Source organism: Roseibium sp., assembly GCF_965229775.1.
Taxonomy (GTDB): Bacteria; Pseudomonadota; Alphaproteobacteria; order Rhizobiales; family Stappiaceae; genus Roseibium.
Genome location: NZ_OZ245929.1, coordinates 1,169,394 through 1,183,475, shown reverse-complemented (window position 1 = coordinate 1,183,475; position 14,082 = coordinate 1,169,394). Strand labels below are relative to the sequence as shown.

13 protein-coding genes are annotated in these 14,082 nt (G+C 60.6%); 5 read left to right on the top strand and 8 right to left on the bottom strand.

Annotation, left to right across the window (positions count from 1 at the left end; translation table 11 throughout):
• Nucleotides 1–77: 77 nt before the first annotated feature.
• Genes ACO07N_RS05155 through ACO07N_RS05135 form a run of 5 tightly spaced genes read right to left on the bottom strand, consistent with a single transcriptional unit; the run spans nt 78 to nt 6,448 of the window.
• Nucleotides 78–1,709, bottom strand: coding sequence for an acyl-CoA synthetase (locus ACO07N_RS05155; RefSeq protein ID WP_421979993.1), 1,632 nt, complete (start codon nt 1,707–1,709; stop codon nt 78–80).
• Nucleotides 1,696–3,690: an acetyl/propionyl/methylcrotonyl-CoA carboxylase subunit alpha gene (locus ACO07N_RS05150; RefSeq protein WP_421979992.1), complete on the bottom strand. Its 1,995-nt coding sequence runs from the start codon at nt 3,688–3,690 to the stop codon at nt 1,696–1,698. The genes ACO07N_RS05155 and ACO07N_RS05150 overlap by 14 nt, the downstream gene beginning before the upstream one ends.
• Nucleotides 3,690–4,205, bottom strand: a complete 516-nt coding sequence (locus ACO07N_RS05145; protein ID WP_421979991.1) for an O-acetyl-ADP-ribose deacetylase — start codon at nt 4,203–4,205, stop codon at nt 3,690–3,692. Before ACO07N_RS05145 ends, ACO07N_RS05150 begins: the two co-directional genes overlap by 1 nt.
• A gap of 4 nt (nt 4,206–4,209) precedes the next feature.
• Complete coding sequence (locus ACO07N_RS05140) at nt 4,210–5,817, bottom strand: carboxyl transferase domain-containing protein (protein ID WP_421979990.1); 1,608 nt, start codon at nt 5,815–5,817, stop codon at nt 4,210–4,212.
• A gap of 1 nt (nt 5,818) precedes the next feature.
• Nucleotides 5,819–6,448: a TetR/AcrR family transcriptional regulator gene (locus ACO07N_RS05135; RefSeq protein WP_421979989.1), complete on the bottom strand. Its 630-nt coding sequence runs from the start codon at nt 6,446–6,448 to the stop codon at nt 5,819–5,821.
• A gap of 183 nt (nt 6,449–6,631) precedes the next feature.
• Here ACO07N_RS05135 and ppk2 point away from each other — a divergent pair, with 183 nt between their 5' ends.
• The 3 genes from ppk2 to ACO07N_RS05120 all read left to right on the top strand — a co-directional run bounded on the left by ppk2 (nt 6,632) and on the right by ACO07N_RS05120 (nt 9,404).
• Nucleotides 6,632–7,540 carry a polyphosphate kinase 2 gene (ppk2, locus tag ACO07N_RS05130; RefSeq protein ID WP_421979988.1) on the top strand — a complete coding sequence of 303 codons (909 nt, stop codon included), beginning with the start codon at nt 6,632–6,634 and terminating at the stop codon, nt 7,538–7,540.
• 104 nt (nt 7,541–7,644) lie between these two features.
• Entirely contained in the window at nt 7,645–8,652 is a 1,008-nt protein-coding gene (locus ACO07N_RS05125; protein WP_421979987.1) for a Gfo/Idh/MocA family protein, read from the top strand.
• Nucleotides 8,653–8,834: 182 nt separating this feature from the next.
• The gene (locus ACO07N_RS05120; RefSeq protein ID WP_421979986.1) at nt 8,835–9,404 is read left to right on the top strand and encodes a VPLPA-CTERM sorting domain-containing protein; all 570 of its coding nucleotides are present in this window, start codon (nt 8,835–8,837) and stop codon (nt 9,402–9,404) included.
• A 109-nt stretch (nt 9,405–9,513) separates the two neighbouring features.
• Here the strand turns inward: ACO07N_RS05120 and infC are convergent, their stop codons facing one another.
• A complete protein-coding gene (gene infC / locus ACO07N_RS05115; RefSeq protein ID WP_420336971.1) occupies nt 9,514–10,053 on the bottom strand; it encodes a translation initiation factor IF-3 in 540 nt (179 codons plus the stop codon).
• A gap of 299 nt (nt 10,054–10,352) precedes the next feature.
• On the opposite strand from infC, the gene ACO07N_RS05110 reads away from it, so the two are divergent.
• Nucleotides 10,353–10,808, top strand: coding sequence for a translation initiation factor IF-3 (locus ACO07N_RS05110; RefSeq protein ID WP_421979985.1), 456 nt, complete (start codon nt 10,353–10,355; stop codon nt 10,806–10,808).
• 45 nt (nt 10,809–10,853) lie between these two features.
• On the opposite strand, the gene ACO07N_RS05105 is transcribed toward ACO07N_RS05110, so the two are convergent.
• Nucleotides 10,854–11,234 (bottom strand): YkvA family protein, encoded by a 381-nt coding sequence (locus tag ACO07N_RS05105; protein ID WP_421979984.1) that lies wholly within the window; start codon nt 11,232–11,234, stop codon nt 10,854–10,856.
• 279 nt (nt 11,235–11,513) lie between these two features.
• Here ACO07N_RS05105 and ACO07N_RS05100 point away from each other — a divergent pair, with 279 nt between their 5' ends.
• Nucleotides 11,514–12,203 carry a VPLPA-CTERM sorting domain-containing protein gene (locus ACO07N_RS05100; protein WP_421979983.1) on the top strand — a complete coding sequence of 230 codons (690 nt, stop codon included), beginning with the start codon at nt 11,514–11,516 and terminating at the stop codon, nt 12,201–12,203.
• A gap of 106 nt (nt 12,204–12,309) precedes the next feature.
• Here ACO07N_RS05100 and ACO07N_RS05095 read toward each other — a convergent pair whose 3' ends face one another.
• Nucleotides 12,310–13,995, bottom strand: coding sequence for an acyl-CoA dehydrogenase family protein (locus tag ACO07N_RS05095; RefSeq protein WP_421979982.1), 1,686 nt, complete (start codon nt 13,993–13,995; stop codon nt 12,310–12,312).
• Nucleotides 13,996–14,082 lie beyond the last annotated feature (87 nt).

The window sequence follows — 14,082 nt, the reverse complement described above, 5'->3', positions numbered from 1 at the left end:
TTCCAGATCGTCGCGCAGCTGGTGCTGCTCTCGTCTGGAATGACAGATAGAGGTGCGTTTGTGTGCAGACATCAGGCTCAGCCCTCCCGCTCTGCACGTGCCCGCAGCTCTCGGCGGATAACCTTTCCGGTCGTGGTCATGGGCAGGGCGTCCACGAAGGCAACCTCGCGGGGATACTCATGTGCCGCAAGGCGGGTCTTGACGAATTCGGCGATGTCTCCGGCGAGCGTGTCGGTTGGTTCGACACCGTCCTTCAGCACGATGAAAGCCTTGACGATCTCGGTGCGCTGGGGGTCCGGCTTGCCCACAACGCCAGCCATGGCAACGGCCGGGTGGCGGAGCAGACAGTCCTCGATTTCACCGGGTCCGATCCGGTAACCGGAAGATGTGATGACATCATCGTCCCGGCCGACGAAATGCAGCCATCCGTCGTCGTCCTGCTGCCCCGTGTCTCCGGTCAGCATCCAGTCACCGGCGAATTTTTCCGCCGTGGCCGTGTCGTTGTTCCAGTATTTCAGAAACATCACCGGGTCGGGCCGTTTGACGGCGATGTTGCCGAGCGTGTTTGCCGGCAGCGGTTCTCCGTGATTGTCAACGATGGCGACGCGATGACCCGGGACCGCGCGGCCCATGATGCCCGGCCGTGCCGGCATCACGCTGCTGCAGCTGGAGACGATCATATTGCATTCGGTCTGGCCGTAGAACTCGTTGATCGTCAGTCCGAAGGTCTGGCGGCCCCAGTCGATCAGCTCCGCGCCAAGCGTTTCGCCGCCGGAGGCCACCGACCGCAGGTCAAGCTGCCAGCGCTCGTGGGCAGCGGGCACCTGGCGCATCATCTTCAGGGCCGTGGGCGGCAGAAAGGCGTTGCGGATCTTCTGGTCGGCAAGCAGTTGGAAGGCACTTTCGGCGGTGAATTTCGCAAACCTGCAGGCGACGACGGGAACGCCAAGAAAGAGCGCGGGCATCAGCACATCGAGCAGGCCGCCGATCCAGGCCCAGTCGGCAGGTGTCCAGATGCGGTCCCCTGGCTGGCCGAGGAAGTCATGGCTCATCTCCACGCCGGGCAGGTGGCCGAGCAGAACCCTGTGACCGTGGAGTGCACCCTTGGGCTGGCCCGTGGTTCCGGACGTGTAGATGATGATGGCGGGGTCATCCGGGCCCGTGTCGAAAGGCTCGAACTCGGTCATGTGCCCGGCCATGCGGCTTGCCAGGTCTTCGGCGCTGCTGTCCTCGCCGTCGACGCAGAAGATTGCGCTCAGATGCGGCAGGCGGTCTCTCAGCGGTGCCAGTTTCGCGGCGCCGTTCCTGTCCGTAATCACGACCTTCGTGCCCGAATCGCGCAGCCGGTATTCGAGCGCTTCCTCGCCGAATAGAGTAAAGAGCGGGATCGAGATCGCTCCGGCTTTCAGGGACGCGATATGCGCATACGCGGTTTCGGGCCGCTGCGGCAGCAACACACCGACACGATCTCCGGCCTGAACACCGACACTGACGAGAAGATTGGCCAACTGGTTCGACAGCCGCTTGAGGTCTGCGTAGGTGTACGTGGCGGTATCGCCGCCTTCCTCCACGTAGATCAGCGCTTCGCGGGACGGCTCGCGTTCTGCCCAGGCATCGCAGATCGCCGTTCCGATGTTGAAACGTTCGGGTATGTCCCAGGAAAAACGCGCGCACAGATCCGCGTAGCTCTGCGCATCATGCGGCAGCATCGGCTTCCTCCTTCAAGGCAAGAAGAACAGTGCCGTCGGTCACCTGTTCACCTTCCGTGACAAGAAGCGCGCCGACGATACCATCGCGCGGGGCCTTCAGCGTGTGTTCCATTTTCATCGCTTCAAGAATGAGCAGCGGCTGGTCCTTGACGACCTCCTCCCCCTCTGCGGCGAAGACGACTTTCACGAGGCCCGGCATCGGTGCGATCACCTGATTGCCCGCGCCCGCCGCATCCTCGTCGCCGCTGAGCCGGTCGGGCAAGCCGAACGAAAACGCGTGTCCGTTCTGGAAGACGGTCAGATCATGTTCGCCGACAATCACCTTGGCGCCCGCCCTGTGACCGTCGCAGTCATAGGTCAATGCGTGACCATCGACCCTTACGATCTCATAGGTCTTGACCCCGGTGTCCAGGTGCACGGCAAAGCGGCGGTTTCCGAGGACGCGGACTTCGATGTCGCGCCGCTCTCCGCCGATCTCCAGCAAGGCGAACTGCCGCGAGGCACTCCAGATGCGCCATCCGGCGAGTGTCTCGAACGGATCCCTGCCTTCCGCGGGACGCGTGAGACCAAGCGCGGCAAGTGCGGCGAGCGCGACGGCGTCTTCCGGCGCATCCGGCACGTCGATGAGGTCTGCCAGATCCCGGTCGATCAGTCCCGTATCGACGTCTCCCCTGGCGAAGCCGGCATGGCGGCACAGCGCCGACAGGAAGGCGGCGTTGGTCACGCAACCGGCTACTTCCGTGGCCTCAAGGGCCGCCAGCAGTTTGCCCAGTGCCGCGTCCCGGGTCGGGCCGTGAACGATGACCTTGGCTATCATCGGGTCGTAGTAGGGCGTGATCTCGTCGCCCGACCGCACGCCGCTGTCGACGCGGGCGATCGCATCGGGAAGCGCCAGATGCTCCAGCGTGCCGATGGCGGGCAGGAAGCCTTTGGGCGCATCTTCCGCATAGAGCCGCGCTTCGAACGCCCAGCCGGAAAAGGAGAGGTCTTCCTGGGTTCTTGGCAGTGTTTCACCGGAGGCGACACGCAGCTGCCATTCAACAAGGTCTTCCCCGGTGATCAGTTCGGTCACCGGATGCTCGACCTGAAGCCGTGTGTTCATTTCCATGAAATAGAACCGGTCGGACCGCAAACCCTCCGAAACATCGGCAATGAATTCGATCGTCCCCGCACCGGAATAGTCGATCGCCTTTGCGGCCCGGACCGCAGCCTCGCCCATGGCCGCGCGCATCTCTTCCGGCATGTCAGGTGCGGGGGCTTCCTCGATCACTTTCTGATGGCGTCTCTGCAGGGAGCAATCGCGCTCGAACAGGTGGACCGCATTGCCGTGGCTGTCGCCGAAAACCTGAATTTCGATATGGCGCGGCTTGGTGAGATACTTCTCGATCAGAACGCGCCCGTCGCCGAAACTTGCCTCACCCTCGCGCTGGGCGCCATCGAGGGCACTGCCGAAATCCTTCGGATCGTCGACGCGGCGCATGCCCTTGCCGCCGCCGCCCGCGCGCGCCTTGATGAGGACGGGGTAGCCGATTTCGTCTGCTTGGGCTTTCAGAAAATCCGCATCCTGGCTCTCGCCGTGATAGCCGGGAACGACCGGAACGCCCGCCTCTTCCATCAAGGCCTTGGCCGCGTCCTTCAGGCCCATGGCGCGGATGGACCTGGCGCTCGGGCCGATGAAGGCAATGCCTGCTTTGCCGAGCGCTTCGACGAAGTCGGGGTTTTCGGAGAGAAAACCGTAGCCCGGGTGAACCGCCTCCGCGCCGCTTTTCCGGCAGGCTTCGATAAGTCTCTCGCTCTTCAAGTAACTCTCGCCCACCGGGGCCGGACCAATGCGGAAGGCTTCGTCCGCCATGGCAACATGTTTGGCGTTTGCGTCGGCGTCCGAATAGACCGCGACGGTCCTGATGCCGAGGCGTTTGGCCGTTTCGATAACGCGGCAGGCAATCTCGCCGCGATTGGCTATGAGGATTTTCTTGAACATCAGTCTTCTTTCCTCTCCAGCGCCTTGAGCAGGTGGGCATGGGCCGCATCATCGAATGCAACCAGCGTGACCGTTTCGATGTCCGGCAATTCTTCCAGGGTGTTCCGGATGGTTCCAACGGCCGTTTCAGCGGCCAGCCCTGCGGGATAGCCGTAGATACCCGTTGAAATCGCCGGAAAGGCGACCGTTCGGCAGTTGTTGGCTGCAGCAAGGCGGAGGCTGGTTTCGTAGCAGCTGGCAAGCAGTCCGGGTTCGCCTTCGGTGCCGCCATGCCAGACCGGGCCGACGGTGTGAATGACGTGTCTTGCCGGTAAATCGTATCCGGCGGTGATCTTGGCGTCTCCGGTCTTGCAGCCGTTCAAGAGGCGGCATTCCCGGAGAAGGTCCGGTCCGGCGGCCCGGTGAATGGCACCATCCACCCCGCCGCCGCCGAGCAGCGAGGTATTCGCCGCGTTGACGATGGCGTCGACCTTCAGCCGGGTGATGTCGCCGACATGTGTTTCGATCCGGCTCATCGGGTTACATCCTGAAGAGACCGAAGCGGGTGTCGTCAATCGGTGCGTTGAGCGCCGCCGACAGGGAGAGGCCCAGGATGTCGCGGGTCTTGCGCGGGTCGACGATGCCGTCGTCCCAAAGGCGGGCCGTCGCATAGAGCGGATGCCCCTGTTCCTCGAACTGGTCGATGATCGGCTGCTTGAAGGACAGCTCCTCTTCGGCCGTCCAGCTGCCGCCCTTGCGTTCAATGCCGTCGCGGCGAACTGTTGCCAACACTCCTGCAGCCTGCTCGCCGCCCATGACCGAAATGCGCGAGTTCGGCCACGTCCACATGAATCGGGGCGAATAGGCCCGGCCGCACATGCCGTAATTGCCGGCGCCGAACGAGCCGCCGACCAGCATCGTGATCTTGGGAACCGAGGTTGTGGCGACCGCGGTCACCAGCTTGGCACCGTCCTTGGCGATGCCGCCGCTTTCATATTTCTGTCCGACCATGAAACCGGTGATGTTCTGAAGAAACACAAGCGGCACCTTGCGCTGGGAGCACAGCTCGACGAAATGCGCACCCTTGACCGCGCTTTCGGAAAACAGCACGCCGTTGTTGGCGACGATGCCGACCGGCATGCCGTGGATATGCGCAAAACCGCAGACGAGCGTGGTGCCGTAGCGTGCCTTGAATTCATCGAAGCGCGATCCGTCGACCACGCGGGCAATCACCTCGCGAATGTCATAGGGCGTCTTGAGGTCGGCCGGGACAACGCCCAGGATTTCTTCCGGATCGTAGAGGGGATCTTCGGGTGTCTGCAGCGCCAGCTGATCCGACTTGGTCCGGTTCAGGCTGGCAACGGCACGGCGGGCAAGCGCCAGCGCATGGGCATCGTCGCGCGCTAGATGGTCTGCGACGCCCGAGAGCCGTGTGTGCACGTCGCCGCCGCCGAGATCTTCGGCCGTGACTTCCTCACCGGTTGCCGCCTTCACCAGCGGCGGGCCCGCGAGGAAGATCGTGCCCTGGTTCTTGACGATGATGGTCTCGTCGGACATGGCGGGCACGTAAGCTCCACCGGCCGTGCAGCTCCCCATCACGACCGCGATCTGGGCGATGCCTTTCGCGGACATGTTCGCCTGATTGAAAAAGATGCGGCCGAAATGGTCGCGATCCGGGAAGACCTCGTCCTGGTTGGGCAGGTTGGCGCCGCCCGAATCGACGAGGTAGATGCAGGGGAGGTTGTTCTGCTCCGCGATTTCCTGGGCGCGGAGATGTTTCTTGACCGACATGGGGTAGTAGGTGCCACCCTTCACGGTCGCATCGTTGGCCAGGATCATCACTTCCTGGCCCTCGACCCGGCCGATGCCCGCGATCATTCCGGCAGACGGGGCCGCGCCGTCATACATGTCGTGCGCCGCGAGCATACCGACTTCCAGAAAAGGGGAGCCCGGATCAAGCAACCGCGAAACGCGTTCGCGCGGCAGGATCTTGCCCCTGGAAACATGGCGCTGGCGGGCGTTGTCCCCACCGCCGTCGAGAGCTGCCCTCGCCGCCGTCCTCACGGTTTCCATCGCCGCTTCGTGCGCGGATCTGTTGGCGTCGAAGTCACTGCTTTTCGGTGACAGGCTCGATTTCAGGATGCTCATGTCATCCGGCCTCCGTTTGGCGGTCTGTTTTTTCGGGGGAGACGGCTTTGCGCACCATGGTGAGATAGAGGTCTTCTAGCTCGGTCTTGCCGATCCGGCCGCCGTCCCGGTACCAGGTCGGGATGCCGGTCAGCATGGCGATAATCGCCCGGGTCGCGACCCGGGCATCGTCGGCCCTGTACCGGCCTGCCGCAGACCCTTCCTCCAGGATCGATGTCAGGATGGCTTCGTAGCGGCGGCGCTCGCGTTCAATCACCGTGAAGTTTTCCGGCTCCAGATTGCGAAGCTCCATGTAGGAGATGAAGACTTCGTCTGCGCGTTCCAGGTGATAGCGGATGTGAAAGCGGACGAAGCGTTCCAGCGGGTCCATGGCGTCCGGAACGTCCGCCATCTCCCAGGCGGCGAGCAATTCGGACATGTGGCTCAGCATCAGGTCCTTCAGGATGTCCTGCTTGGTCGGGAAATGGTTGTAGAGCGCGCCGGGCCTGACGCCGACGTCTGCCGCGATCTCGCGCATGGACACGGCGGCATACCCGGCATTGGCGAACCGCTTCAGGGCAGCCTTGCGCACGCGCTTTGCCGTTTCCAGGCCCTTGGGCCGGCTTGCAGTCCTGGCGGCATGTGTAGCCATTTCTTCCTCCGACCTCATTCAATAAATGAACGTTCATTCATTTACAAGCAAAGAATCGAACCGTTGACGCATGTCAGTGACCTATCGCCATCGAACTGGTCAGACTGTCAAAAAACTTACATGCTTAGGCTGTTCACACTTCTGGTGAGTTTCGTAGGTCGGGAAGTTTCAGAGGACTGATTGATGAGTGAGGAAAGTGCAAAGAGCTGGGTTGAGGCCGAATGGGCGGATTCCCTTGATGAAGAACTGGAAATGGAAATCGACGACAACCTGATCGCCAGGGATCTTCAGTTCATCTCGGACAAGAAGCACAAGTCGACCATCGACCGGAACACCTACTTTCACGAACTTCTCAGGCTGCAGGCGGAGCTGGTGAAGCTGCAGGACTGGGTGCAGCATACCGGCGAGAAGATCGTCGTCGTGTTCGAAGGCCGCGATGCGGCAGGCAAGGGTGGCGTCATCAAGCGCATCACGCAGCGGCTCAACCCGCGCGTTGCCCGTGTTGTTGCCCTTCCGGCGCCGACCGAGCGCGAGAAATCGCAGTGGTACTTCCAGCGCTACGTACCGCATCTGCCGGCGGCCGGCGAAATCGTCATGTTCGACCGCTCCTGGTACAACAGGTCCGGCGTCGAACGCGTGATGGGATTTGCCAGCGAAGACCAGGTCGAGCAATTCTTCAACGATGTACCAGAGTTCGAGCGCATGATCGTCCGCTCGGGCATCCGGCTGATCAAGTACTGGTTTTCCATCACGGACGAGGAGCAGCAACTGCGCTTTCTGATGCGCATTCACGATCCGCTCAAACAGTGGAAACTCTCGCCGATGGATCTGGAATCGCGCGTTCGCTGGGAAGACTACACCAAGGCGAAGGAAGAGACCTTCGAGCGCACGAACATTCCCGAAGCGCCCTGGTTCATTGTTGAGGGCAACGACAAGAAACAGGCGCGGCTGAACTGCATCAGTCATCTCCTGTCGCAGCTGCCTTACGAGGAAGTGCCGCACGACCCGATCAGCCTGCCGGAACGCCGGTCCAATCCGGACTACGAACGCAAGGTCCTGCCGGAGCATCTCTACGTGCCCGAGAAATTCTAGATTTATATATACGCGACGTTACTTTGGTAGTTGTCCCGGCCTTGCAGGCCGGGATTTTTTCGTGCCAACTGGCGATTGAACCTCTTTATTCGGAGAATAATAAAATGGACGGCAACAGGGTCCGCTGGGGAATCATCTCGACAGCAAAGATCGGCAGGGAGAAGGTCATTCCCGGCATCAGGGCATCGCAGACGGGCATTGCCGCCGCCATCGCATCGCGCGATCTCGACCGCGCGAAACAGGTTGCTTCGGATCTCGGCATCGAAAAGGCCTACGGGTCCTACGAAGAGCTATTTGCCGATCCGGACATCGATGCGATCTACAATCCGCTCCCCAACCACATGCATGTTCCCGTGACGGCCCAGGCCGTCGAGGCCGGAAAACACGTCCTGTGCGAAAAACCGATGGCGCTGAGCGCAGATGAAGCGGCCACCCTTCTCGATCTACCGAAGGACAGGCTGGTGGCCGAAGGCTTCATGGTCCGGGCGCATCCGCAATGGATCCGGGCGCGCGACATCGTCCGCTCCGGCGAACTGGGTGAGCTTCACGCCATCCAGGGGTTCTTCAGTTTCTTCAATGCCGACCCCGGCAACATCCGCAACCGGGCGGACATGGGCGGCGGGGCGCTCATGGATATCGGCTGCTACACCATGCTGGCCGGGCGCTACTTCTTCGAGGCCGAGCCCGAGCGCGTGGTCTCCCTGATCGATCGCGACCCGGATTTCGGGACGGACCGGATCACCAGCGCGATGATGGATTTCGGCGCGGGCCGCCAGCTCACCTTCACCGTGTCGACCCAGTTGACGCCGTTCCAGAGACTGCAACTGGTCGGCTCCAAGAAGCGCCTCGAGATCCTCATACCCTTCAACGCACCCCAGGGCGAGGCGGTGGAACTTCGGCTGGATGACGGGTCCAAACTCGGGGACGGCGCCCTCGCGCCCGAGACCATCGCGCCTTGCGATCAGTATGCCGAGCTTGCCGACCTGTTCGGCCGCGCGATCCTGGGCGAAAAAGTGCTCACCTACGGGGTCGAGGACGCGATACAGAACATGAAGATCATCGACGCCATCTTCGCCTCGGCAGAACGCGGCGAATGGGTGGATGTGGGGTAGTGCGCTCCATCTGGCTCAAGTTCTCAAATGTGACAGTTTTACGAACCGCGAAAATCGCATGATGCAACCTTAAATATGTTTTTGGTTGTATTTAACCGTAATGCGCTGAAAATTAATGTTATTTAATTTGACACACCTGCCTTTTTTACATTTCGTAAACCCTACATTTGGGAGTTACGAGTATGCGTATTTTCAAACGCTCACTGGCAGGCCTGTTTGCGCTTGCACTTGCGACATTTGGGCTTTCGACCTTGTCCGTTCAGGCGGCCCCGATGAGTTGTCAAACCTCGCTGGGCAACAGTGGGGCGACTCTGACCTTGGCGAATTCGACGCAAGCCTTTTGCACGACCGGAAACGATACGAACACGATTAATTCGACCTACTCTCTTTTCGGTATGACGGGCTGGGTTCTTTCCGAGAAGAACGACAACAACGACGGCGACGGGACGATTGAGTTCACAGACGCTCCCGTCAATGTCACGCAGAGCGGCGATTGGACGATAGATACGCTCGCCGGATTGTCGAACGTCGTGATTACCCTAAAGGCAGGCAATGGGTTCGGCGCTTTCCTTTTGGATCTAACTGTCGCAAATCCGCTGACTGGAACCTGGAGCTCGACGAAAAACTTGTCGCACGCTTCGATCTACTACAATGGAACTCCGACCACGGTCCCGCTGCCTGCCGGAGCATTGCTTCTGGTTACAGGTCTGGCCGGACTGGGTTTTGCCGCACGTCGCCGGATGAAAGGCTGAGACAAGCTCGCATTCGACATGGTGGCCCATTGGGGCTAGCGAGCAGATTTTTGACATTAAAAAAACCCCGCAAATTGCGGGGTTTTTTGATTCCAAAATGGTGTGTCTGCTATTTGATCGGTGCCAGCACCATGACCATCTGGCGGCCCTCCAGCTTGGGAGCGGACTCGACCTTCGCAATCTCGGAGGTTTCTTCGCGGACCTTGTTCAAAAGGTTCATGCCCAGGTCCTGGTGCGCCATTTCGCGGCCACGGAAGCGGAGCGTCACCTTCACCTTGTCGCCGTCGTTGAAGAAGCGCAGCATGTTCTTCATCTTCACGTCGTAATCGTGCGTGTCGATGTTCGGACGCATCTTGATCTCCTTGATCTCGACGGTCTTCTGCTTCTTGCGGGCTTCCGCAGCCTTCTTCTGGGCCTGGTACTTGTACCGGCCATAATCCAGGATCTTGCAGACGGGGGGATTTGCGTTCGGCTGAATTTCAACGAGATCCAGACCTGCATCAAGGGCGATATCCATCGCTTCTTCGGTCGGTATCACACCACGGTTGGCGCCTTCATGATCAATCAACTGGACTTCGCGAACGCGAATTTCTTGGTTTGTGCGCGGGCCTTCCTTTGTAGGAGGCGGGGCGCGGAACGGACGGCGAATGGTCGCTAACTCCTCTAACGTTTCAACTGGGCGCCAGGTCATGGCTCTTTTTCATGCACAAAAAACCTCGGGACCCATGTACCAAGGTTTCTGCTGCATATGTCCTAGCGCTGCCACATAAAATCCTGCGAAACAGGCAGGAAGTCAACCGAAATCGGCGGTTTCTCCGGTCTCGGACGATTCACGTGCAACCTCTGACGCAGGTTTCTTCCTGCAGGTGTGCGCGGAGTGCTTGTTGTAATTCGCAGGGCGATGCCTCAAGTAAGTGTTTGCCGGGAGATTCAAAGGAGACAAGAGACTTGGACGGCGGAAAATTCCTGCTTCAACTCCTTAAAATCGTTGCCGGGTTCGTGCTCGCGCTCATCGCCAGCGGTCTGTTTCTGGCCTGGGGTTTCTTCCAGGCGGCGCATCCCGGTGAAAATCCGGTCGCCTTCGGTGCCATGATCGGCACGGGCCTTGTCGCGGCGAGTGTCGCCGGAGCGGCGGCGATGCTGCCGGCGGGCATCGCAATCGCGATTGCCGAATTCGCGCGTCTCAAGGGGATCGTGTTTCACCTTGCCGCCGGCGGTGGGATCGCGTTCCTGATCTGGACACTCGGGCCGGAAGCCGGTGCAGAGACCGGGGCAGGCGGTGTGCGGCCGGGCAGCGTCGTCGCGCTCGCAGCAGGGTTCTTCGCAGGTCTTGTCTACTGGATCATTGCCGGGCGGACATCCGGGTGCTGGTTGCAAAGACCCATTGATCCGCGGAGCGTTTGAGGGCACCAGACCGCGTCAATTAAACCAAATGAATGGGTCCTTACCTTAGAGCTCCTCGTCCTTCAGGGCTTCGCGGGCCGCGTGATAGTGGTCGTCGCGCATATGCCCGCGGATCATCGCGATCGCCGCCATCAGAACGGTGGCATCGTCGCCGAAGCCGACGCCGATCAGGAAATCCGGGATCGTGTCGATCGGAAGTACGAAATAGGCAAGGGCCGCCAGAAGGGTGGCACGCACCTTGGCCGGTGTCGCCGGATCCAGCGCACAATAGTAGCCGGCGACCACGTCTTCCATGAACGGAACCTGACGGGCGGCCTTCTTCGCCGTTGCGAGCAGTTTCTGCCGAACGTTGGTTTTCTGCTCTTCTTCCGGACCCAGATACTCGGGTTCGAACCCAAGATCCTCAAATGAAAAAGAGGAAGTCATTGGTGAGGTCTCCCGTTTTCTGCCGGCTATACATGTGGTGAATCCGGGCAAGACTTCAATGAAAGACAAGCTCCTTGCTGCTGGGGTGCAAAATGCGTTGCCGTTTTCTGGTGGCTTCTTTGCGCGCCGACTTTCGGTGTCATTTCGGAAAAAGTCCGCTGACAATCATGAATAAGCTCCAATTCTTGACGGCAAACTTTGCTTGCGGCAATATGGTTAACGTAAAGTAAACTCTGGTCGAGGAATTGCGGAAGGCCAGACTATTTCGAGGAATTTTCTATGTTTTTACGATCAATGATTGTTGGTGCCGCTATCGCACTGACACCCGTGTCCGCATCGGCTCTCTCGCTGATCGACGGCGCAACCAATGGCTTGTACAATGACGGAATTGGTGGGCTCCTGAACGGGACGAATCCAATCCTCGATGACAACAACATCAACACGTTCCTGTTCCCGAACAACAATTCTACGCCGAACGACCCTCTCATTTCCAATGCCCCGGAGCCAGATCTTTCGGCGGCGAGCGCCGCGCTTGGTAATTGGCTCAGCACGCCAGCGACGCCCGGTGGGAGCTGGAGTGGTCCTCAGGCCATCCCGAGTAGCTGGGCTGTGAACACGGAGACGGCGATTATCTACGAAATCGACGGTGGAAACGGGGGGCTGACAAACGTGGTCGCCAGTTTTGGCGTCGACAATGGTATCTTCGTGTGGTTGAACGGCATCTATGTCGGTGGCGCCCTGTCACCGGGTGGTGCTTCCCCGAATGAGTATGTTTTCAATCTTGGATCGCTTGCAGCCGGTTCCAACTATCTGCAAGTGCTGCGCGAGGATCATGGCGGCGGTACGGGGTATAATGTCAGCGTTACCGGCGACGTGTCCGTGGTTCCTCTGCCGGCCTCGGGACTGTTGTTGCTGGGGGGGCTCGCAGGTCTCGCTGCTTTCAGGCGGCGGCAAGCTGAACGAATTTGACAGATGAGAAACGCCCGGGTTGGTTTCCGGGCGTTTCTCTTTGGATGGCGGCCATGTTTCCGCAATCGCAAGTGGTCTCTTCAACCACTTTGCGGGCGTCGCATTTCTAGATGCCGCGGGTTTCGAGCAGGCGGCGGGCGATCACCTGGGCCTGGATTTCCGCCGCGCCCTCGAAGATGTTGAGGATGCGGGCGTCGCACAGGACGCGGGAAACCGCGTATTCCAGCGCAAAGCCGTTGCCGCCGTGGATCTGGAGCGCGTTGTCGGCCGCAGCCCAGGCAACGCGCGCACCCAGCAGCTTGGCCATGCCGGCTTCCAGATCGCAGCGCTTGCCGGAATCCTTCTGCCAGGACGAGAAATAGGTCAGCTGACGGGCAATCATCAGTTCCGCGGTCATGAGCGCCAGCTTGTCCGCGACACGCGGGAAGTGGATCAGGGACTTGCCGAACTGGACGCGCTCTTCGGCATAGCGCAGGCCGAGATCCAGCGCGCTCTGGGCAACGCCGAGCGCCCGTGCGGCCGTCTGGATGCGCGCACCTTCGAAGGTCTGCATGAGCTGCTTGAAGCCTTCGCCCTCGACCTGGCCGAGAAGATTGCCGCCGGCAACCTCAAAGCCGTCAAACGCGATCTCGTATTCCTTCATGCCGCGATAGCCGAGCACCTCGATCTCGCCGCCGCTCATGCCCTCTGCCGGGAACGGGTTCTCGTCCGTGCCGCGCGGCTTTTCCGCGATGAACATGGAAAGGCCCTTGTAACCGGGTTCATCCGGATTGGTGCGGGCGAGCAGCGTCATGATGTCCGCGCGCACCGGATGGGTGATCCAGGTCTTGTTGCCGGATATCTTCCAGCTGTCACCGTCCTTGACGGCGCGCGTTTTCAGAGAGGCCAGATCAGATCCGGTGTTGGGTTCGGTAAAGACGGCTGTCGGCAGGATTTCGCCGCTCGCGATCTTCGGCAGCCAGTGCTGCTTCTGTTCTTCCGTTCCGCCGCACAGGATCAGTTCGGCCGCGATTTCGGAGCGGGTGCCCAGGGAACCGACACCGATATAGGCGCGCGAGAGTTCCTCGGAGACCACGCACATGGCCTCCTTGCCGAGACCGAGGCCGCCGTATTCTTCCGGAATGGTGAGGCCGAAGACGCCGAGCTCGGACATCTGTTCGACCACTTCAAGCGGAATGTACTCGTTCTTCAGGTGCCACTCGTGCGCATGCGGCGTGACCGTGTCTTCGGCAAACTTCCGCATCTCGTTGCGGATCTGCTCCATGGTCTCGTCGAGGCCCGGGTCGCCGAAGGTGGAGTGTCCTGCCTGGTCGCGGATCAGGGCCGCGATTTCAGTGCGGATGGCCGGCGTGTTGCCGGTTTCGATCAAGGCGTCAATGTCCGGTGTACGGTGGTCCGCCGCCTCGCCGGCGCTGATGCCGAGATCCGAAAGGCGCACGAACTCGCCCTGGTTCATCGGAATGCCACCGAAAATCTGCGCCAGATACTCGGCAAATCCCAGCTGGACGATCCGTTCTTCCAGACTGCCGAACTTGCCCTGTTCGCTAAGGCGCTGCGCATAGGCGTCAAGCTGGCGCAGCGATTCCACATAGGTCGCCAGCCATGCGAGGCCGTGGGTCGCGCGCTGTTCCTGCTCCATCAGGCGTGAGGAGACGCGCCCGTCAGCGGTCACGAGCACGCGCACGCGCTGCGCTGCAAGATCAAGCAGGCGATCGAGGGTGTCGACCGCCGCGGCGGTCTGTTCGGCAAGGCTCTCTGGCGTTTCTGCCGCCGACAGGGCTGCAGTGGACATGGGCGATCTCCGTTTTCATTTGTTGCGCCACGGCGCTTTTTGTTGAAGCTATGTTGCGTCGCACACACTCATTTGTCGAGCCGGAAT

Bases quoted from the DNA above. Each gene is read 5' to 3' on its own strand.
- ACO07N_RS05105 (WP_421979984.1), bottom strand. From the start codon at position 11,234: ATGACTTCCTCTTTTTCATTTGAGGATCTTGGGTTCGAACCCGAGTAT.
- ACO07N_RS05095 (WP_421979982.1), bottom strand. From the start codon at position 13,995: ATGTCCACTGCAGCCCTGTCGGCGGCAGAAACGCCAGAGAGCCTTGCC.
- ppk2 (WP_421979988.1), top strand. From the start codon at position 6,632: ATGAGTGAGGAAAGTGCAAAGAGCTGGGTTGAGGCCGAATGGGCGGAT.
- ACO07N_RS05120 (WP_421979986.1), top strand. From the start codon at position 8,835: ATGCGTATTTTCAAACGCTCACTGGCAGGCCTGTTTGCGCTTGCACTT.
- ACO07N_RS05100 (WP_421979983.1), top strand. From the start codon at position 11,514: ATGTTTTTACGATCAATGATTGTTGGTGCCGCTATCGCACTGACACCC.
- ACO07N_RS05145 (WP_421979991.1), bottom strand. From the start codon at position 4,205: ATGAGCCGGATCGAAACACATGTCGGCGACATCACCCGGCTGAAGGTC.
- ACO07N_RS05125 (WP_421979987.1), top strand. From the start codon at position 7,645: ATGGACGGCAACAGGGTCCGCTGGGGAATCATCTCGACAGCAAAGATC.
- ACO07N_RS05135 (WP_421979989.1), bottom strand. From the start codon at position 6,448: ATGGCTACACATGCCGCCAGGACTGCAAGCCGGCCCAAGGGCCTGGAA.
- ACO07N_RS05140 (WP_421979990.1), bottom strand. From the start codon at position 5,817: ATGAGCATCCTGAAATCGAGCCTGTCACCGAAAAGCAGTGACTTCGAC.
- ACO07N_RS05155 (WP_421979993.1), bottom strand. From the start codon at position 1,709: ATGCTGCCGCATGATGCGCAGAGCTACGCGGATCTGTGCGCGCGTTTT.
- ACO07N_RS05150 (WP_421979992.1), bottom strand. From the start codon at position 3,690: ATGTTCAAGAAAATCCTCATAGCCAATCGCGGCGAGATTGCCTGCCGC.